This window comes from Paraburkholderia caffeinitolerans, assembly GCF_902859945.1.
GTDB classification, from domain to species: domain Bacteria; phylum Pseudomonadota; class Gammaproteobacteria; order Burkholderiales; family Burkholderiaceae; genus Paraburkholderia; species Paraburkholderia caffeinitolerans.
This window is the reverse complement of record NZ_CADIKL010000027.1, coordinates 74,137-93,089: the sequence shown is the minus strand read 5'-3', so window position 1 is coordinate 93,089 and position 18,953 is coordinate 74,137. Positions and strand designations below refer to the sequence as shown.

Annotated in this window: 17 protein-coding genes; 12 read left to right on the top strand and 5 right to left on the bottom strand. The window is 67.3% G+C overall.

The window, feature by feature from the left end:
* Positions 1-32 precede the first annotated feature (32 nt).
* Positions 33-1,583 carry a sensor domain-containing diguanylate cyclase gene (locus HV773_RS23825; RefSeq protein WP_246282381.1) on the bottom strand — a complete coding sequence of 517 codons (1,551 nt, stop codon included), beginning with the start codon at positions 1,581-1,583 and terminating at the stop codon, positions 33-35.
* Between the two features lie 272 nt (positions 1,584-1,855).
* On the opposite strand from HV773_RS23825, the gene HV773_RS23820 reads away from it, so the two are divergent.
* A complete protein-coding gene (locus tag HV773_RS23820) occupies positions 1,856-3,454 on the top strand; it encodes an inorganic phosphate transporter (RefSeq protein WP_175196994.1) in 1,599 nt (532 codons plus the stop codon).
* A gap of 48 nt (positions 3,455-3,502) precedes the next feature.
* Here the strand turns inward: HV773_RS23820 and ppk2 are convergent, their stop codons facing one another.
* The 3 genes from ppk2 to HV773_RS23805 all read right to left on the bottom strand — a co-directional run bounded on the left by ppk2 (position 3,503) and on the right by HV773_RS23805 (position 5,772).
* Positions 3,503-4,471: a polyphosphate kinase 2 gene (ppk2, locus tag HV773_RS23815; RefSeq protein WP_175196993.1), complete on the bottom strand. Its 969-nt coding sequence runs from the start codon at positions 4,469-4,471 to the stop codon at positions 3,503-3,505.
* Positions 4,472-4,564: 93 nt separating this feature from the next.
* Positions 4,565-4,951 (bottom strand): VOC family protein, encoded by a 387-nt coding sequence (locus HV773_RS23810; RefSeq protein WP_175196992.1) that lies wholly within the window; start codon positions 4,949-4,951, stop codon positions 4,565-4,567.
* Between the two features lie 77 nt (positions 4,952-5,028).
* Complete coding sequence (locus HV773_RS23805) at positions 5,029-5,772, bottom strand: FadR/GntR family transcriptional regulator (protein ID WP_175197011.1); 744 nt, start codon at positions 5,770-5,772, stop codon at positions 5,029-5,031.
* A gap of 256 nt (positions 5,773-6,028) precedes the next feature.
* Here HV773_RS23805 and HV773_RS23800 point away from each other — a divergent pair, with 256 nt between their 5' ends.
* From HV773_RS23800 to HV773_RS23750, 11 genes are all read left to right on the top strand, one after another.
* A complete protein-coding gene (locus tag HV773_RS23800) occupies positions 6,029-6,847 on the top strand; it encodes a (Fe-S)-binding protein (RefSeq protein WP_175196991.1) in 819 nt (272 codons plus the stop codon).
* Positions 6,844-7,668 (top strand): LutC/YkgG family protein, encoded by an 825-nt coding sequence (locus HV773_RS23795; RefSeq protein ID WP_246282380.1) that lies wholly within the window; start codon positions 6,844-6,846, stop codon positions 7,666-7,668. The genes HV773_RS23800 and HV773_RS23795 overlap by 4 nt, the downstream gene beginning before the upstream one ends.
* Entirely contained in the window at positions 7,665-9,143 is a 1,479-nt protein-coding gene (locus HV773_RS23790; RefSeq protein ID WP_175196990.1) for a LutB/LldF family L-lactate oxidation iron-sulfur protein, read from the top strand. The genes HV773_RS23795 and HV773_RS23790 overlap by 4 nt, the downstream gene beginning before the upstream one ends.
* Before the next feature lie 78 nt (positions 9,144-9,221).
* Entirely contained in the window at positions 9,222-10,943 is a 1,722-nt protein-coding gene (locus HV773_RS23785) for a lactate permease LctP family transporter (protein WP_175196989.1), read from the top strand.
* A gap of 129 nt (positions 10,944-11,072) precedes the next feature.
* Positions 11,073-11,558, top strand: a complete 486-nt coding sequence (locus HV773_RS23780; protein WP_246282379.1) for a peptidase associated/transthyretin-like domain-containing protein — start codon at positions 11,073-11,075, stop codon at positions 11,556-11,558.
* Positions 11,559-11,780: 222 nt separating this feature from the next.
* Positions 11,781-14,582: a monovalent cation/H+ antiporter subunit A gene (locus HV773_RS23775; protein ID WP_175196988.1), complete on the top strand. Its 2,802-nt coding sequence runs from the start codon at positions 11,781-11,783 to the stop codon at positions 14,580-14,582.
* Positions 14,582-14,959 carry a Na+/H+ antiporter subunit C gene (locus HV773_RS23770; RefSeq protein WP_175196987.1) on the top strand — a complete coding sequence of 126 codons (378 nt, stop codon included), beginning with the start codon at positions 14,582-14,584 and terminating at the stop codon, positions 14,957-14,959. The genes HV773_RS23775 and HV773_RS23770 overlap by 1 nt, the downstream gene beginning before the upstream one ends.
* A complete protein-coding gene (locus HV773_RS23765) occupies positions 14,956-16,674 on the top strand; it encodes a monovalent cation/H+ antiporter subunit D (protein ID WP_175196986.1) in 1,719 nt (572 codons plus the stop codon). Before HV773_RS23770 ends, HV773_RS23765 begins: the two co-directional genes overlap by 4 nt.
* 2 nt (positions 16,675-16,676) lie before the next feature.
* Positions 16,677-17,171, top strand: a complete 495-nt coding sequence (locus HV773_RS23760; protein ID WP_175196985.1) for a Na+/H+ antiporter subunit E — start codon at positions 16,677-16,679, stop codon at positions 17,169-17,171.
* Positions 17,165-17,440 carry a K+/H+ antiporter subunit F gene (locus tag HV773_RS23755; protein ID WP_175196984.1) on the top strand — a complete coding sequence of 92 codons (276 nt, stop codon included), beginning with the start codon at positions 17,165-17,167 and terminating at the stop codon, positions 17,438-17,440. Before HV773_RS23760 ends, HV773_RS23755 begins: the two co-directional genes overlap by 7 nt.
* A gap of 14 nt (positions 17,441-17,454) precedes the next feature.
* Complete coding sequence (locus tag HV773_RS23750; protein ID WP_175196983.1) at positions 17,455-17,883, top strand: Na+/H+ antiporter subunit G; 429 nt, start codon at positions 17,455-17,457, stop codon at positions 17,881-17,883.
* On the opposite strand, the gene HV773_RS23745 is transcribed toward HV773_RS23750, so the two are convergent.
* On the bottom strand, positions 17,871-18,794 hold the full coding sequence (locus HV773_RS23745; RefSeq protein ID WP_175196982.1) for a LysR family transcriptional regulator: 924 nt from the start codon (positions 18,792-18,794) through the stop codon (positions 17,871-17,873). The two genes, HV773_RS23750 and HV773_RS23745, sit on opposite strands and share 13 nt — an antisense overlap.
* Positions 18,795-18,953: the final 159 nt, after the last annotated feature.

Here is an 18,953-nt window from a genome sequence, read left to right as displayed (position 1 = left end):
CGACAACGACGCGGCTGCCCTGCCACAACACGCTACGCCGCCGCGCCGCCGCTCCATGGCTTCGCGCACACCTGGTTGCGGCCCGCAGCCTTGGCCTCGTATAGCAGTGCGTCGGCGGCAGCGAGCAGCTTCGCGCCGCTTTCGCCCGCGGGCGGCTCGCAACTCGCGCAACCCACGCTCACCGTGACACGGCCGTAGTGCGAGCCGCGATGTGCGAGGTTGGCCATCTCGATGCGCCGCCGGATCTTGTCCGCGATCTTGCGCGCGCCCTCCAGCGCCGTGCCGGGCAGCAGCACCGCGAACTCCTCGCCGCCGTAGCGCGCCGCCATGTCAGAAGTGCGCTGCGTGCCCGAGGCAATGCGCTCGGCCACGAGCTTGAGCACTTCGTCGCCGGCGGCGTGGCCGTAAGTGTCGTTGAACAGCTTGAAGTGATCGACGTCGAAGAACAGCACCGAGAGCGGCGTCCGTTCGCGCGACGCCCGGTTCCATTCGACCTGTAGCCGCTGATCGAGCGCGCGGCGATTCGCGAGGCCCGTGAGCGGGTCGGTCACCGCGAGGCGCTGCAATTCGGCTTCGGCGATCACCTTGTCGCGCAAGGCGAATGCGAGCACCCAGGACACCACCACCCAGGCGCCGCCGAACACCGTCGTCATCGCAACAGCCAGATACGCGCGGCTTCGCCAGCCCGCGAGAATGTCGTCGACGGCGGGCGCGACGCCCACGATGATGGGCGTGTGGCCCACGTGCGCGTAGGTGTAGAGGCGCTCCACGCCGTCCGCTTCCGCGTGCGCCGTGAAGGTGCCCGCGTCGTGCCGCGAGATGATCTTGTAGTTGCGCCAGCTCGAGTAATCCGCGCCCACCCCGAGCGGCATGGGCGGCTTGCTTGCAACCAGCGTGCCGTCCTGCATGATGATGAAGACGCCGCCGTCGCGCCCGATGTCGACGCGGTCGACGAGCCGCTGAAAGTATTCGAGCCTCACGACGATCAGCGCGACGCCCGCGAACGTGCCATCGGGCGCATTGATGCGCCGCGAAAGCCCGACCGAGAGCACGCCGTGACGCAAGCGCGACGCAAAGGGCTTCGAGATGAAGAGGCCCGCATCGGGATTGCGTTGCTGGGCCAGAAAATAGTCGCGGTCGGCGACCGAGACGCCGGGCGTGTCGTCGGTGCTCTGCGAGGCCTTCACGCGCCCTTGCGTGTCCAGCACATAGGCGCCGCCCAGAAACGATGCCGCCGTCGCGCGATCGAACAGCACGCGCTGGCGCAGCGCCTGTGGCAGCGCCCACGTCTCGGGCTGCTGCGCGCCCGCCACCACGGCGCGCAACGAGAGATCGTAGAGCTCGACATTGCGCGCGATGTCGCTGCTCGCGAGACGCACGATGTTGTTCGAATTCTCACCCGCATGACGCATCTCTTCGGCGCGGCCCGCATAGAGCGCCGTATAGGTCAGGGCCGCCATCACCGTGGCGACCAGCGTGCCCGACAGCCCGCCGAAGAACGGATTGCGGCCGATCAGCCGCGTGGCCCACTTGCCGCGCGCGAAGATCCAGTTGTGCGCGCGCAGCCGCAAATGGGGAACCAATACGGTCCGCGCGGGGGCGGATGCGTTTCCGGCGGATGGCTCCCCTGCGGGCTTGTGAGCGCGGTCAGGCACGTGCGCAATCTCCGTCAATCGACTCGCGCGAGGACCGCGCAACGCCCGCCCCTCCGGGCGCGGCTGCGCGGCTTGCGCAAAAACGTCATCAATGCGTCATAAGCACTTTGCATGATCGGAGGCGTTGCCTTCCCCCGTCGCTTTGCGCCCTCCCTGCCTGCGCGACGCTCCGTGCACCCCGTTCGAGGAGCCAGTTCGTCATGCCGGATCTTTCCCTGTCACCCCCGCCCGGCGCCACCTCCACGCGCGGGCGCAACGCGAGCCTGCTGGTCTTTCTGCTCGTCATTGGCGCGGGCGCCGTCTATGTGGGCATGCATCTCGCCGACGACCTCTCGCCCGTGCGCGAGCACTCCGCGCTGCCGTGGTTCCTGCTCGTGATCGCGCTCTTCATCGCGCTGGGCTTCGAATTCGTGAACGGCTTCCACGATACCGCGAATGCGGTGGCGACAGTCATCTACACGCACTCGCTCACGCCCAACCTGGCCGTGGTCTGGTCCGGCGCGTGGAACTTCCTCGGCGTGCTCACTTCCACCGGCGCGGTGGCGTTCGGCATCCTGCAACTGCTGCCCGTCGAGCTGATCCTCCAGGTGGGCAGCAGCGCGGGCTTCGCGATGGTCTTCGCACTCCTGATCGCTGCGATCATCTGGAATCTCGGCACGTGGTACTTCGGCCTGCCTTCGTCGAGCTCGCATACGCTGATCGGCTCGATCATCGGCGTGGGGCTGATGAACCAGCTGATGCACGGCGCGGGCGGAACGAGCGGCGTCGACTGGAGCCAGGCGATCGGCGTGGGTAAGTCGCTGCTGTTCTCGCCCGTCGTCGGCTTTCTTGCCTCCGCGCTGTTGCTGCTCGTGCTCAAGGCGCTCGTGCGCGTGCCCGAACTCTACGCCGAGCCCAAGAGCAGCGAGCCGCCGCCGTTCTGGATTCGCGCGCTGCTGATTCTCACCTGCACGGGGGTCTCGTTCGCGCACGGCTCCAACGACGGCCAGAAAGGCATGGGCCTCATCATGCTGATCCTGATCGGCACTGTGCCCACCGCCTATGCACTCAACAAGACCGTGACGGCGAGCGAGTCGCAGACCTTCGTCGCGGTTTCGCAGCAGGCCGCGCGCACGCTCGGCAACTACACCCACGGCGTGGCCGCGCCCACGGGCCCGAATGCCGTGCGCGCCGAAGTCGAGCGCTACATCAACACGCGCACGCTCACGCCGCAGACGGTGCCCGCGCTCGCCTCGCTCTCGACGCAGGTGGGCCAGCAGGTCGAAGGCTACGGTTCGATGGCGGCGGTGCCGCAATCGGTTGTCGACAACGTGCGCAACAACATGTACGTGATTTCCGAGGCGATCCGGCTGATGGAGAAGGCGAAGCAGCCCGCGTTCGCCGAAGCCGACGCCCGCGCGATCCACAATTTCCGCAGCCAGATCGACCACGCGACCAAGTTCATCCCGACCTGGGTGAAGGTGGCCGTGGCGATCGCGCTCGGGCTGGGCACGATGGTGGGATGGAAGCGCATCGTGGTGACGGTGGGCGAGCGCATCGGCAAGCAGCACCTGACCTACGGCCAGGGCGGCTGCGCGGAACTCGTGGCCATGGCCACCATCGGCGCGGCCGATATGTACGGCCTGCCGGTCTCGACCACGCACGTACTCTCTTCGGGCGTAGCGGGCACGATGGCCGCGAACGGCTCGGGCCTGCAATGGAGCACAGTACGTAGCCTCGTGCTCGCGTGGGTGCTCACGCTACCCGCCTCGATCGCGCTCGCGGGCGCCCTCTACTGGGTGTTCCGCCATACGTTCTGAGGTTCCGGGCATGCCGCGCGGCCGGCGCGGCATGCCCGGCCAACACCGTCAATAGACGTCCGGCACGATCATGTCTTGCGACACCGGCTGGCGAATGTAATCCGGATGATGCACGCGCGAGGGCAGCGTCACGCTCGCGTGCTCGATCTCGTGATACGGCACCTGGCTCAGCAGATGATGGATGCAGTTCAGGCGCGCGCGCTTCTTGTCGACGCCCTGCACCACCCACCACGGCGCTTCGGGAATATGCGAGCGCTGCAGCATGACTTCCTTCACGTGCGTGTACTGCTCCCAGCGGCGGCGGCTTTCGAGGTCCATCGGCGAGAGCTTCCACTGCTTGAGCGGATCTTCGATGCGGCTCTGGAAGCGCACTTCCTGTTCGTCGTCCGTGATCGAGAACCAGTACTTGACGATCTGGATGCCGCTCCTCACGAGCATCTTCTCGAACTCCGGCACCGAGCGGAAAAACTCTTCGTATTCCTCGTCGGTGCAGAAGTTCATCACGCGCTCGACGCCCGCGCGGTTGTACCAGCTGCGGTCGAACAGCACCATTTCGCCGCCCGCGGGCAGATGCTGCACGTAGCGCTGGAAATACCATTGCGTGCGCTCGCGGTTGTTCGGCGCGGGCAGCGCGGCCACGCGGCACATGCGCGGATTCAGACGCTGCGTGATGCGCTTGATGACACCGCCCTTGCCCGCCGCGTCGCGGCCTTCGAAGATCACCACGAGCCGGTGGCCCGTGCTCACGATCCAGTCCTGCATCTTGACGAGCTCGCCCTGCAGCCGGATCAGCTCGCGGAAATAGACGCGGCGCAGCGCGCGCGCCTCCTCGCCGATCTCGATGCCGATTTCCTGGAGGCGGTCGTCGACTTCCATTTCAAGCTCTTCGTCGTAAGCGTCGATGAGCTCTTCTTCGAGCCGGCGGCGGCGGTGCTGCACGGTGTCCGCACTGGCTTCCCTGTCAACCGCACCACCGGATTCGCGCGCGCTGCGCTGGGCACGCTCCCGTTCGTTCATGGCGACTACTCCTCATGCAATGAATGGCAACCCGCGCACTATCGGCGCTGCGGGTGTCAGGCGTATTTCAGATGCATCGCCGCGCGCCGCGCCTCAGGCCAGCGGCTTCGCGAAGCTCAACTCGTGGCCGTCAGGATCGACGAGATGAAAATAGCGCTCGCGCCACGGCGCATCCTGCGGCGCGAATTCGGGCTTGAGACCCGCGGCCAGCACCTGCGCGTAAAAGGCGTCCACGTCCGAGACATAGAAGATCGCGCGGCCCCACCCTTCGATCCTGTCGTGCGGCCCTTCGAGCAGGTTCAGAAAACACACGCCGCCCCCGCCCCCACCGCCCAGCACGAACGACGCGAACCCGGCAATCGCGGCACCGGGTTGGTGCACGAAGCCGAGCGCCTCGTAAAAGCGCACCGAACGCGCGATGTCGCTCACGGTGAGCGTGAGGGCGCTCAGGGACTCGATACGCGCGACGGGCGAGTTCATGGCCTGGCCTCCTTCTCATCGTGTTCCTGCGGGCGCTGCGCGAAGGTCCTCGCGCTGCATCGGCCTGAGCGCCAACTTTAGCAGTCTTCAGGTGAGGCCGGCTTCTTGCGTGCCCGGCGTTTCTTCGCACTGGTTGGGCCAGTTGCAGGCGCGCTGTGCTCCTCGTTCACCCGCGTGCGCACGAAGTCGATATGGGTTTGCATCGCCGTGCGCGCCTCCTCCGGACGCCGCGTGAGAATCGCTTCGCACAGCGTGCGGTGCTGCAACAGCAGATGCTCCGAGGCATCCGCGTTCTGCTCGCGCAAACCCGTGCCGTTGATCGTGATGTGCTCGCGCAGCATGCCCAGCACACTCGTGTGCAGGTGCAGGAACATCGCGTTGTGCGAGGCCTGCGCGATCACCTCGTGCAGCTTCGCGTCGGCGGCGGCTTCGGCAACCTTGTCGTCGCAGGCACGCGTGCGTTCCAGTTCCTGCACCAGCGCGCGAATGCGCGCGAGTTCGTCGTCGCTCGCGCGCATCGCCGCGAAATACGCGGTCGCGCCCTCCAGCACGCGGCGAAATTCGAGGATGTCGTCGCGCAGCGCGGGATGGTCGGCCACCAGTTGCCCCCACGGGGAGACAAAACCGGTGCGCAACTGGTCGGTCACGAACACGCCCGCGCCCGCGCGGCTCGCCACCAGCCCACGCGCGGCAAGCCGCTGGATCGCCTCGCGCACCGTGTTGCGCGCCACGCCGTACTCCTGCGCGAGCACGCGCTCGGAGGGCAGCTTGGTCCCCGCGCGCCACGTGCCGTCGAGCAACGACGTCTCCATTTGCCGCATCACCGTTTCCGCGCGTCCGCGCGCGCCGGCCCTGTCCCTCATTGATATCCCCCGCCCCTCGTGTGCTTCGGCGGCGGCGAGTCTGCCCGCTGGTCAGTCACTTGTCAGCCGCCGATCAGCCACTGGTCCAACCAGTTTGAGCACGCCACCCGAAGCGAGGATTATGCGCCCACACACCTGCCGTCGCCATCGCGGCCAGGCGCGCCATTCCGCGCCATTCGGCACCGACCCATACCGAGAGCCATACGAACGAGACATGAAGCCACGGCAATACCCCAACGGTCCACGCCCCACCGACGTCTACCTGTTCGCGACCTGCCTCGTCGACCTGTTCGTGCCGCAGGCCGGGCTCGACGCGGTCAAGCTGCTAGAGCGCGAAGGGCTCACGGTCCACTTCCCGCGCGCCCAGAGCTGCTGCGGGCAGCCCGCCTATAGCAGCGGCAACCCGCGCGAAGCGCGCGAGGTGGCCCGGGCGCAGCTCGGCCTGTTCGATCAACCGTGGCCCGTGATCGTGCCCTCCGGCTCGTGCGCGGGCATGATGCGGCATCACTGGCCCGCCCTGTTCGAAGGCGACGCAGGCAATGAAGCCGATAAAGCCGATGCAGCACGGGCTCAAGCGCTCTCGGGACGCATCTACGAACTCACTGAATTTCTCGTGCGCGTGCTGAACGTGGACCTGAGCGCCGCCGGCGCCTATGGCGATGCCGCGCTGAAGCAGCCCGCAGAACGCGTCGTGCTCCATACCTCGTGCGGCGCGCGCCGCGAAATGGGCACGCGCGTGCACGGCGTGGAAGCCGTCGACGCGCTGCCCGGCATCACGCGCGTCGACCACGAGCGCGAATCCGAATGTTGCGGCTTCGGCGGCACGTTCTCGCTGAAGCACCCCGACATCTCGGGCGCGATGGTCGCCGACAAGATCGCCTCGGCGTGCGCGACCGGCTGCAACCGGCTCGTGTCCGCCGACTGCGGGTGCCTGCTCAATATCGGCCATGCTGCCGAGCACAAGGGCGCGCCGCTCGCCGTCGAGCACCTCGCTTCGTTCCTCTGGCGCCGCACCGGCGGGGAGGCCGCATGAGCGCCGCCACGATCAACCCCGTCGACATCCTGGACACACTGGGCGCCCGCGTGCGCATGCTCGGCCGGCTGCGCGCCGGCGCGAACGAGGGCGCCGCGCCAGTGCCGGTGGACGCGCTCGACCAGCGCATCGACGCGCACTATGCCCAGCAACGCGCCCAGGACGCTGGGACGCTTGCCACCCAGCCGGCCCGCATCGCGCAGTTCCAGCACATGCTGGAGGCCGCGCACGCCGAGGTCGTCCGCGCGAGCGCGCGGAACTGGCCCGCCGAACTCGCGCAGCGCCTCGCGGCCGCCGGCGTGAAGCGACTGTTGCTCGACACGTCGAGCGCCGAAGGCGCGGCGCTCGTCGACGCGCTGCACGCCGCCGCAACCGGCATCGAAGCACGCGGCTACGCGGAGCCGATCGAAACCTGGAAGTCCGAACTGTTCGAAAGCATCGACGCGGGCTTCACCGTCGCGCGCTCGGGCCTCGCGGCCACCGGCACGCTCGTGGTCGTCCCCGACGCCAACGCGCCGCGCACCGTCTCGCTGGTGCCGCCGCTGCACGTCGCGCTGATCCACGCGCCCACGCTGCACGCGGACCTGCATGCGGCCGTTGCTGCCGAACGCTGGCGCGACGGCATGCCCACCAACCTCGTGATGATCTCGGGCCCCTCGAAGACCTCGGACATCCAGCAAACCACGGCTTACGGCGCGCACGGGCCGCGCGCGCTGTGGGTGATCGTCGTCACGGATGACGATATTGACGAACCCGCGGACGAGACCGCCTGCGAGATCGGAACGTCCGCGAATTTTCCCCAGCACGGAGCCGCGCAATGAGCAAGACCGCCAGCCCGACGCGAGCCGCGCAGCACGAAAACCCGCTGCATTTCGTGCCCACCGCCGAATTCCGCGAACGCGCCCGCGCGGCGCTCGACGATCCGCAGTTGCGCCAGAGCTTTCGCGGCGCGATGGATTTTCTGCAAGGCAAGCGCGCCGTGCAATTCCCCGACGCCGATGAACTAGAGCAACTGCGCGACCTCGGCGAAGCGGTGCGCCAGCACGCGCTCGCACGCCTGCCCGAATTGCTGGAACAGCTCGAAGCGAAGCTGAAGGAAAACGGCATCCACGTGCACTGGGCCGAGACCGCCGACGACGCCAACCGCATCGTCCACGGCATTGCGCAGCGGCACGCGGCCAAGCGCGTCATCAAGGGCAAGTCGATGGCGAGCGAGGAGATCGAGCTGAACCATTACCTCGCCGAGCGCGGCATCGACTGCATCGAGTCGGACATGGGCGAGTACATCGTGCAGCTCGCGGGCGAAAAGCCCTCGCATATCGTGATGCCCGCGATCCACAAGACCAAGGGCGATATCGGGCATCTGTTCGAAGCGCATATTCCCGATACGCCCTACACGGAGGACGTGGATACGCTCATCCAGACGGGCCGCCGCGCGCTGCGCCGCGCGTTCGTGAATGCGCAGATCGGTCTATCGGGCGTGAACTTCGCCGCCGCCGACACGGGCACGCTGTGGCTCGTCGAGAACGAGGGCAACGGCCGCCTTTCGACCACGGTGCCCGACGTGCATATCGCGATCATGGGCATGGAAAAGGTGGTCGCGAAGCTCGCGCATATCGTGCCGCTTTCGAGCCTGCTCACGCGCTCGGCCACGGGCCAGCCGATCACCACGTACTTCAACCTCATCAGCAGCCCGCGCCGCGCCGGCGAAAAGGACGGGCCGCGCGAGGTGCATCTCGTGCTGCTCGACAACGGCCGAACCCAGGCCTACGCCGACGCGCAACTGCGCGCCACGCTGCAATGCATCCGCTGCGGCGCGTGCATGAATCACTGCCCGGTGTATGCGCGCATCGGCGGGCACGCCTACGGCACGACCTACCCCGGCCCGATCGGCAAGATCATCTCGCCGCATCTGCTCGGGCTCGACGCGACCGCCGACCTGCCGACCGCATCGAGCCTGTGCGGCGCGTGCGGCGAAGTCTGCCCCGTGCGCATTCCGATTCCGGACCTGCTGGTGCGTCTGCGCACCGAGGCGAACCGCTCGCCCGACGAAGCCGTCGCGCATCCGCTGCGTGGCCAGGGTGCGAATCACAGCCGAGGCGAGCAGTTCGTCTGGCGCTTCTGGAGCGGCGCGTTCGCGCATCCGCGCGCGTATCGCGCGCTGCGCTGGGCCGCGACGCGCCTGCGCGCGCTCGCGCCTGCGCAGCAGATGGGCTGGACCCAGCATCGCACGCCGCTCAAACCCGCGCCGCGCAGCCTGCACGATTTGCTGCGCGAGCGAGACCAACCGCAATAGACAGAACACCAGAACCCATTTCATCAGGCATGCGAAATTAAATCGCGAATTCGCCCCGCATCCACGGAGGAGACCGTCATGCAACCCTGGCATCAGATCTATACCCCCCTTGGCAGCCTCTGGCTGTCCGCGCTCGTGGCCGTCGTGCCCATCGTGTTCTTTTTCGTCGCGCTCGCCGGTCTGCGGCTCAAAGGCCACGTCGCCGCGGCCATCACGCTCGCGCTCGCGCTGGCCGTGGCCATCTTCGAATACGGCATGCCGGTGCGCCAGGCACTCGTTTCGGCGGGCTTCGGCTTCGCCTATGGCCTGTGGCCGATTGCGTGGATCATCGTGACCGCCGTGTTCCTCTACAAGATCGTCGTGAAGACCGGGCAGTTCGAGATCATTCGCGCCTCCGTGCTCTCGATCACCGACGATCAGCGCCTGCAAGTGCTGCTGATCGGCTTTTCGTTCGGCGCGTTCCTCGAAGGCGCGGCGGGCTTCGGCGCGCCGGTCGCGATCACCTCGGCGCTGCTGGTCGGCCTCGGCTTCGAGCCGCTCTACGCGGCGGGCCTGTGCCTCATCGCCAACACCGCGCCCGTGGCGTTCGGCGCGATGGGCATTCCCATCATCGTCGCGGGCCAGGTGACCGGCATCGACCCGTTCCTGATCGGCGCGATGGCGGGACGCCAGTTGCCGCTGCTCTCGCTGTTCGTGCCGTTCTGGCTCGTCTTCATCATGGACGGCAAGCGCGGCGTCAAGGAGACCTGGCCCGCGGCGCTCGTGGCCGGCGCCAGCTTCGCCGTGACGCAGTACTTCACCTCGAATCACATCGGACCCGAGTTGCCGGACATCACCTCGGCGCTCGTGAGCCTCGTGTCGCTCGCCGCGTTCCTCAAGGTGTGGCAGCCACGGCGCGCGGCACAGGCCGGGACAACCGCGAATCTGCGCGTGAGCGGCGGAGCGGCTGCGCTGGGCGGCTTCGGCGGCGGTTCCGATGGCGCTGCGGCGAACCCGTCGTCGAGCCGCCAGGCATCGCCTTACAACATCGGCCAGACCGTGCGCGCGTGGTCGCCGTTCTTCCTGCTGACCGCCATCGTCACGGTGTGGAGCATCAAGCCGTTCAAAGCGCTGTTCGCCGCGAAAGGCGCGCTCGCCGGCACCGTGCTGAGCTTTCATGTGCCGGGACTCGATCAGCTCGTGGTGCGCACCGCGCCCATCGTGGCTTCGGCCAAGCCCTATGAAGCGGTGCTGAAAATCGACTGGCTCTCCGCCGTGGGCACCGCGATCATGCTCACCGCCATCGTTTCCACGATCGTGCTGAAGATGAAGCCGCGCGCCGCCGTTGCGGCATTTTTCGAAACCCTCGGCGAATTGCGCCGCCCGGTGCTCTCGATCGGCCTCGTGCTGGCCTTCGCGTTCGTCGCGAACTACTCGGGCATGTCCTCGACGCTGGCGCTCGCGCTGGCCGGCACCGGCGCCGCGTTCCCGTTTTTCTCGCCGTTCCTCGGCTGGCTCGGCGTGTTCCTGACCGGCTCGGACACCTCGTCGAATGCCCTGTTCTGCTCGCTGCAGCACACCACGGCGCACCAGATCGGCGTGTCGGACACGCTGCTCGTCGCCGCCAATACCTCGGGCGGCGTGAGCGGCAAGATGATCTCGCCGCAATCGATCGCGGTGGCTTGCGCAGCCACGGGCCTCGTCGGCAAGGAAGCGGCGCTGTTCCGCTTCACGGTGCGCCATAGCCTCTTTTTCGCGGCGGTAGTCGGCCTCATGACGCTGATTCAGGCTTATGTGCTCACCGGCATGATTGTGCGGTGAACAAGCGCGGCGTAAGCAGCCGAAAGACGTGCTCACCCGTGTTTTAAGGGACTTTTAAGCCGCGCTGCCTAGGCTGGATTCGTCCGGCGCGTAACACGCGCCGGCGTATCCGACCCATAGGAGGTAAAAATGAAAGCACGCTCGACTCCGTGGATGGGCGCGGCCATCTCGCTCACCGCCGCCCTCGCGCTTGCGTTCGGCGCACAAAGCGCTTTCGCCGCGACCGTGAGCACCACGAACACCCCGGCGCCCGCCGCCACCGCCAGCGCCCTGCCGCCGGCGCACCACGCCGGCAACGTCTCGTACCTGTCCGGCGGCATCGGCAGCGACCAATCGGCGGCGTTCAAGGCCGCGATGTCGCGCTATCCGCTCTCGCTCGAATTCGCGCGCCAGTCGGCGAACGGCAACGAATACCTCGCGAACGTACCCGTGAAGATTGCCGACGCGCACGGCCAGCCGCTCGTCTCCACCCGCACCGACGGCCCGTTCATGCTCGTGACGCTGCCCAACGGCCACTACGTGATCACGGCGAGCCACGACGGCAAGACGGTCCAGCGCCCGGTGGATATCGGCAAGACCTCGCACGCGCACGAAGCCTTCGTCTGGCCGATGTAATCCGGCACGGTCGTGCGCCACTGCGCACGGCCCAGCGGCGCGCGTCCCGAGCATGATGTTGCGCGCCGCGCGCATCGATGCCACCGACGTCAACTCCGGCCCCGTTTGCGGCTATGATCGTGGTCTATGGCCCGCAGGTACGCCTCGCGCGTGCCTGCCCGGCCCCACCCGCGCAGTCCACGTTTTCAACCCGCACGCAGCGAATTTCCCGGAGAAAGCCGGATGGCATTGGAGTGGCTCGTCGTACTTCCGTTCGTGGGGGCGGCGCTCGTCGCGTTAGCGGCCCGGCACGCCCGCGCGCTCGCCACGTGGATCGCGTTTGCAACCGCGCTGTTCGGCCTCGGGCTGCTCCTGAGCGAACGCGTGGGCATGCCCACCTATGGCGTCATGCAATGGCGCCGCGAGTGGGTGCCCGAGATCGGCCTCGCGCTCTCGCTGCGCCTCGACGGCCTCTCGTTCATGTTCGCGCTGCTGGTGCTTGCGATCGGGCTGCTGGTGTTCATCTACGCGCGCTATTACCTGGCCGGCAGCGACACGCTCCCGCGCCTCTATCTGCTGCTCCTGCTTTTCATGGGCGCGATGCTCGGTGTCGTGCTGTCGAACAATCTGCTGCTGCTCGTGATCTTCTGGGAACTCACGAGCCTCGTCTCGTTCCTGCTAATCGGCTTCTGGCCCGCGCGGCCCGATGCGCGGCGCGGCGCGCGCATGGCCCTCACCATTACGGGCGCGGGCGGGCTCGCGCTGCTCGCGGCGGTGCTGCTGCTCGGCCACGTATGCGGCAGTTTCGAACTCAACGACGTGCTCGCGCAAACCGGCAAGATCCAGCACGACCCGCTCTTTCCGGCCATTTTGCTGCTCACGCTGTTCGCGGCGTTCACGAAATCCGCGCAGTTCCCGTTCCAGTTCTGGCTGCCCCATGCGATGTCGGCGCCCACGCCGGTCTCCGCGTATCTGCATTCGGCGACGATGGTGAAGGCCGGCATCTTCCTGCTCGCACGCCTCTACCCGGTGTTCGAGGGCACCAGTTGGTGGGCCTACTCGGCCACGCTCGCCGGGCTGGTCACGCTTGTGGGCGGCGCCTCGATGGCGCTGTTCCAGCGCGACATCAAGGGCCTGCTCGCCTATTCGACCATCAGCCATCTCGGCCTCATCGTGCTGCTGTTCGGTCTCGATACGCAGCTTTCCACCGTGGCCGCGCTGTTTCACACGGTCAACCACGCGGTGTTCAAGGCGTCGCTGTTCATGGCCGCCGGCATCATCGACCATGAAACCGGCACGCGCGATCTGGGCCGCCTGCGTGGACTCGCGAAGTACATGCCGCACACCGCCGTGCTCGCGGGCGTGGCCTCGCTCGCGATGGCGGGCGTGCCGCTCCTGAACGGCTTTCTCTCGAAGGAAATGTTCTTCGGCGAGACGCTCGCGCAGGGCATGTTCGGGCCATTCAACTGGGCGATTCCCGTGATCGCGATCGCGGCCGCCGCGCTCTCGGTCGCGTACTCGCTGCGCTTCGTCTGGGGCGTGTTCTTCGACGGCGCCGCGCCGCGCGACCTGCCGCATTACCCGCCGCACGAGCCGCCGCGCTTCATGAAGCTGCCGGTCGAGATTCTCGTGGTGGTGTGTCTGCTGATCGGCCTGTTTCCGCAGCGGACCATCGGCAAGATGCTGGAATCGGCGGCGTGGTTCACGCTCGGCGGCAAACTGCCCGACTACAGCCTGACCTTGTGGCACGGCGTGAACACACCGTTCGTCATGAGCGTGGTGTCGTTCGCGGCCGGCGCGCTGCTGTTCGTGCTGCGCCGCGACGCGTTCCGCCACCATCGCTCGTTGCTCTCGGACATGAACGCGAGCGAAGGCTTCGACCGCCTGGTGCAGCGCCTGGAAAAAGCTGCGGCCGTGGTGGTGCGCGTGTTCGAGACGCGCTCGCTGCCCGACTATCTCGCGTGGATGATCGCGGCGATGATCGTCGTGCCCGGCACCGCATTCGTCGCGCTCGGCGCGTGGGGCGGCGACTTCGTGCGCCTGCCCATCGACACCATCACGCTGTGCGGCCTCGTGCTGATGGCGCTGCTCGCCGTGGGCGTTGTGATGGTGCGCACGCACACGCTCTACGCGCTCGTGATGCTGAGCACCTGCGGGCTGCTGGTGACGCTCGCATTCGCGCGCTTTTCCGCCCCCGATCTCGCGCTCACGCAGGTCTCGGTGGAAGTGGTGACGGTGCTGCTGCTGGTGCTGGCCATCTACTTCCTGCCCAACCTGCAAACCGCCATCGAGCCGATTCCCACGCGCATGCGTAACGGTGCGCTCGCGCTCGCGGGCGGCGCGCTGCTCGGCAGCGTGGCGTACCAGGTCATGACGCGTCCGCCCGCGCAAGGCATCGCGCCGTACTTCCTCGCCAATGCGTTGCCCGGCAGCGGCGGCCACAACGTCGTGAACGTGATCCTCGTGGACTTCCGCGGCTTCGACACCATGGTCGAAGTCAGCGTGCTGGTGGTCGCCGGCCTCGCCGTGAAGGCGCTGCTGCGCGGCCTGCGCCTGAAAGCCTCCGACACCGGGCCGGGCGGCCTGCCGTGGTCGTCGCAATCGCATCCGCTGCTGCTCGCGATTCTCGCGCGCCTCATGCTGCCGCTCACCGCGCTGGTGGCCGTGTTCGTGTTCCTGCGCGGCCACAATCTGCCCGGCGGCGGCTTCATCGCCTCGCTCATTCTTTCGATCGCGTTGCTGCTTCAATACGTGGCGAGCGGCGTGCTGTGGACCGAATCGCGCATCCGCATCAATTACCGCGCGCTCGCGGGGCTCGGCATTCTCGTTGCGGCCGCAACGGGTCTGGGCAGCCTCGCATTCGGCCATCCGTTCCTCACCAGTGCGTTCGGGCATCTGCATCTGCCGCTGATCGGCGAAATCGAGCTGAGCACGGCCATGCTGTTCGATCTCGGCGTGCTGGGCGCAGTGGTGGGCACCACGCTCACGATCGTTTCGCACCTGGGCGTGCGCGACAAGGACCTGCAATCCGTGGAGAAAAGCTGATGGAAGCCGCCTTCGCCGCCGCAATCGGCGTGCTCTGCGCGTGCGGCATCTACCTGTTGCTGTGCGCGCGCGTGCTGCCCGTGATCCTCGGCATTACGCTGTTCTCGTATGCGATCAACCTGTTCCTGCTCGGCATGGGGCGGCTCGCCACCGGCCAGCCGCCCGTGATCGCGGGTACTGCTGATGGCGCGGGAGCGCAGTACGCGGACCCGGTACCGCAGGCGCTCGTGCTCACGGCCATCGTGATCGGCTTCGCGATGACCGCGTTTACCGTGGTGCTCGCGCTGCGCTCGCTCGCGCTCACCGGCAGCGATCACGTGGATGGCGATAGTGAGGCCAACCCGCAAGGCAACGACGGGGAGACGCACGGCGCATGAATCACGCCCTTCTGCTCCCCATCTTGATCCCGCTGTTCGCGGCGGGCGCCATCGTCGCGCTGCCGCTTCGCGCCAAGCGCATGCAGCGCGCGCTCAATGCGGTCGCAACCGTGGCGCTTCTGCCCGTCGCAGCCATGCTGGCCGCGCGTGCGGCGCAAGGCGAGATCGTGAGCTACGCGCTCGGCGCATGGCCCGCGCCGTTCGGCATCGTGCTCCAACTCGACCGCCTTTGCGCGCTCATGCTGCTGCTGACCGCGGTGCTCGCGTGCTGCTGCCTGCTGGGCACGTCGAGCGCCGACGCACGGCGCGGACGCTATTTCCGCGCGCTGTTCCAGTTCGAACTGATGGGCCTGAACGGCGCGTTCCTCGCGGGCGACATGTTCAACCTGTTCGTGTTCTTCGAGCTGCTGCTGATCGCCTCGTACGCGCTGCTGCTCCATGGCGGCGGCGCGCGGCGCGTGCGCAACGGGCTGCACTACCTGATCATGAACCTCGTGGGCTCGTCGTTCTTCCTGATCGCGCTGGGCGTGCTGTACGGCATCACCGGCACGCTCAACATGGCCGACATGGGCGAACGCCTCGCGCACCTGAACGCCGAGTCGCTGCCGCTCGCGCAGTTCGCCGGCGCGACGCTCATGCTCGTGTTCGGCCTGAAGGCCGCCGTGTTTCCGATGTCGTTCTGGCTGCCGCAGGCGTACCGCAGCGCGATCGGCCCCGTGGCGGCGCTGTTCGCGATCATGACCAAGGTGGGCATCTACGCGATGCTGCGCTGCGACGCGCTGGTATTCGGCGGCCGTAGCAACGGTGGCGTGCTCGATGCGTTCATGCACGACTGGGTATGGTGGCTCGCCATCGCGACCATCGCGTTCGGCGCGCTGGGCGCGCTCGCCGTGTCGAGCCTGAAGACCACCACGGGTTATCTCGTGCTGGTATCGGTCGGACTCCTGATTGCGGCCGTCACACAGCAAACGCCGCTGGCATGGAGCGCGCTGCTCTACTATCTGATCAGCACGACGCTGTGCACGGGCGCACTGTTCCTGCTCGCCGACACGCTGGAACCCGAAGCCGCGATGGTGTCCCACAAGGTAAGCAGCGTCGACGGCACGAACAGCGCCGAACCCGCTTCGCTCGAAGCGCTCGACGACACGGCTGCGGCGGCCATCTCGCCCACGCCGGACAGCGAAGCGCTAGCCACGGCCGAGGCCCTCGCGCCGCAACGGGTAGAGAAGGAACACGCGCCGTGGCCCTCAAACGCCGCTGCACTGCTCTATCTCGCCGCCGCCGTGGGTGCGGCGGGCCTGCCGCCGCTCTCCGGCTTCCTGGGCAAGGCCATGGTGCTCGCGGCCACACCCACCCACGAGGCGGCCGTGCTGTGGCCCGCCGTATTGATCTCGAGCCTGCTGCTGATCGTCGCGCTGAGCCGCACCGGCACGCGCCTGCTGTGGGCCGAGCCCGCCGCGCGCGCCGCCGCCTTCGCGCCCGCGCGCGCACCCCGAGGCAGCGCCGCCAAGCTCACGGCCTGCGCGCTGCTGCTCGCCTGCGTGGCGGCGGCCACGCTCGGCGCGGGGCCGCTGCGCCAGTATCTCGACGCAACCGCCGCGCAACTGTTCGACCGGGATGCCTACGTGCACGCGATCCTGCACGCGCAGGACGCGTCGTCATCGGCACCCGCGTCAGTGCCCGCGCCGGCGCCCACCCAGACCAACGGGAGCTGACGATGCTCAAAAGGCTCTTTCCGCACCCGTGGCTCACCGTCGTGCTGCTCGGCTGCTGGCTGCTGCTCATGAACGACGTCTCGCCCGGCAATCTGCTGCTGGGCGCGGTGCTCGGCACCGTGATCTCGTTCTGCGTGGGCAAGGGGTTGTGGCTGCAGCCGGTGCGCTTCGGCCGGCCGTGGCTGCTCGTGCGCCTGTTCGGACACGTGTTGATCGACATCGTCGTGGCAAACGTGGAAGTCGCTCTGCTGGTGCTCGGCCCCACGAAGCGCCTGCGTCCCGCGTTCATCGACGTGCCGCTCGACAGCACGCACGAAATCGCGCTCACCATGCTCATCAGCATCGTTTCGCTGAGCCCCGGCACGCTGTGCGCCGAACTCAGCGACGACCGCACGCGCCTCATCGTCCACGTGCTCGACCTCGACGACGAAGCGGCGCTGGTCGCGCTCATCAAGTCCCGTTATGAAGCCCCGTTGATGGAGATCTTCGCATGCTAGCCATCGTGATTCCGGTCTCGTTCGCGATCCTCGGCATCGCCTTCTTGCTTACGCTCGTGCGCCTCGTGCGCGGCCCCTCGCTGCCCGACCGCATCGTCGCGCTCGACACGCTCAATGTGAACGCAATCGCGCTGATCGTGGTGTACGGCATCAGCCTGCGCTCGACGGTGTTCTTCGAAGCCGCGCTGTTGATCGCGCTGATGGGGTTCGTGGGCACGGTCGCGCTCACGAAGTATCTGCAGCGCGGCGACATCATCGAACTGAACTAAAGCGAGGCCAGCCGATGCAAACCGTCGTTGAAGTGATCGTGAGCGCGCTGCTGCTGATCGGCAGCCTGTTCACGCTGATCGGTGCGATCGGGCTCGCGCGCCTGCCCGATTTTTTCATGCGCCTGCACGGGCCGACCAAGTCGACCACGCTGGGCGTGGGCGGGATCGTGCTCGCCTCCGTGATCTATTTCAGCACGCACAATAATTTCGCGAGCCTGCACGAGCTGCTGATTCCCGCGTTCCTGTTCCTCACCGCGCCCATCAGCGCGCACATGCTCGCGAAAGCCGGCATCCAGCAGCGCGTGCGGGTCACGGCGGCCACGCGCGGACGCCCGCCCACGACCGGCGCTTGCGCAGAGCATGGCGATACGCGTGAAGTGAGCGATGACGATGAAGGCGCACACGCGTCGCGCGCGGAAAGCAAGCGCGCTCAGGACACCTGATCGTTGGCAACAGCGCCGCGCCCGCTCTTGCGCGCTTCGGCCAATACGTAGTCGATGAACGTGGAAGCCGCGCGCGTATGGTGCCGGTTAGGCATGTAGAGCATATACATGTGCGTGCCGAAGATGCTCAGACGCCACGTGTCGAGCGAGGTAACGACCAGGCCGTTGCGAAGGTCGTCGTGGACCACGTAGTCGGGCACGATGCCCACGCCCAGCCCTTCCAGGATCGACTGGCGCAGAAATAGAAAATTTTCCGAAATGATCGACGGTTCGAGCAGCACCTCGTGCCGTTCATCGCCGAGGTAGCCCGCGAGGCGCAATTGCCGCCCCACCACCGTCGCGGTAATGACCGGCGCGCGCGCGAGGTCTTCGAGCGTTTCGGGCATGCCATGCTCCGCCGCCCAAGGCGCTGAAGCGCACGCTACATACCGCACCGCGCCCATGTCGCGCGCCACCAGATTCTGCGGCGGCTCGTGCATCACGCGCACCGCAATATCCACTTCATCGCGCAGCAGGTCTTCCACGCGATTCTCGAACATCACGTCGAGCACGATGCCCGGATACAGGCGCTTGAAGCGGATCAGCCACTCCGACATCACGAGCTGCCCATAGCCGCTAGGCACCGATAAACGCACGCGCCCCAGAAGGCTTTGCCCGAGCGTGGAAACGGACTCGCGCGCCGCGAGCAGCGCGTTCTGGATCGCGCGCCCGTGCTCGTAGAGCTTCAGGCCGATCTCGGTGGGCTCCACGCGGCGCGTGGTGCGCCGCACGAGCTGCAGGCCGATGGACTTTTCGAGGTGGTTGAGGTGATAGCTCACGTTCGCGCGGCTCATCTTGAGGCGCCGCGCGGCCTCGCTCAGGTTGCCGGCGTCGAGGATCTCCACCAGCAGGGTCAGCGCATTGACATCCACAGTCGGGCCTATTGTCAAATAATCCTTGACAGCATGTCAATGAACCATGGGATTGTCAATTGGCGCTGGCATCCACAGAATGAAGCCCACATTGGAGAACCGCGATCCTGGCCTGCCAGCCGCCTGCTGGACACCGCTGCTGGCTACCGACTTGGCCCC

Excerpts from the sequence above, each read along its gene's own strand:
- HV773_RS23785 (WP_175196989.1), top strand. The coding sequence starts at position 9,222 with ATGCAACCCTGGCATCAGATCTATACCCCCCTTGGCAGCCTCTGGCTG.
- HV773_RS23765 (WP_175196986.1), top strand. The coding sequence starts at position 14,956 with ATGAATCACGCCCTTCTGCTCCCCATCTTGATCCCGCTGTTCGCGGCG.
- HV773_RS23790 (WP_175196990.1), top strand. The coding sequence starts at position 7,665 with ATGAGCAAGACCGCCAGCCCGACGCGAGCCGCGCAGCACGAAAACCCG.
- HV773_RS23820 (WP_175196994.1), top strand. The coding sequence starts at position 1,856 with ATGCCGGATCTTTCCCTGTCACCCCCGCCCGGCGCCACCTCCACGCGC.
- HV773_RS23775 (WP_175196988.1), top strand. The coding sequence starts at position 11,781 with ATGGCATTGGAGTGGCTCGTCGTACTTCCGTTCGTGGGGGCGGCGCTC.
- HV773_RS23795 (WP_246282380.1), top strand. The coding sequence starts at position 6,844 with ATGAGCGCCGCCACGATCAACCCCGTCGACATCCTGGACACACTGGGC.
- ppk2 (WP_175196993.1), bottom strand. The coding sequence starts at position 4,471 with ATGAACGAACGGGAGCGTGCCCAGCGCAGCGCGCGCGAATCCGGTGGT.
- HV773_RS23810 (WP_175196992.1), bottom strand. The coding sequence starts at position 4,951 with ATGAACTCGCCCGTCGCGCGTATCGAGTCCCTGAGCGCCCTCACGCTC.
- HV773_RS23770 (WP_175196987.1), top strand. The coding sequence starts at position 14,582 with ATGGAAGCCGCCTTCGCCGCCGCAATCGGCGTGCTCTGCGCGTGCGGC.
- HV773_RS23750 (WP_175196983.1), top strand. The coding sequence starts at position 17,455 with ATGCAAACCGTCGTTGAAGTGATCGTGAGCGCGCTGCTGCTGATCGGC.
- HV773_RS23760 (WP_175196985.1), top strand. The coding sequence starts at position 16,677 with ATGCTCAAAAGGCTCTTTCCGCACCCGTGGCTCACCGTCGTGCTGCTC.
- HV773_RS23800 (WP_175196991.1), top strand. The coding sequence starts at position 6,029 with ATGAAGCCACGGCAATACCCCAACGGTCCACGCCCCACCGACGTCTAC.
- HV773_RS23805 (WP_175197011.1), bottom strand. The coding sequence starts at position 5,772 with ATGCGGCAAATGGAGACGTCGTTGCTCGACGGCACGTGGCGCGCGGGG.
- HV773_RS23755 (WP_175196984.1), top strand. The coding sequence starts at position 17,165 with ATGCTAGCCATCGTGATTCCGGTCTCGTTCGCGATCCTCGGCATCGCC.
- HV773_RS23780 (WP_246282379.1), top strand. The coding sequence starts at position 11,073 with ATGAAAGCACGCTCGACTCCGTGGATGGGCGCGGCCATCTCGCTCACC.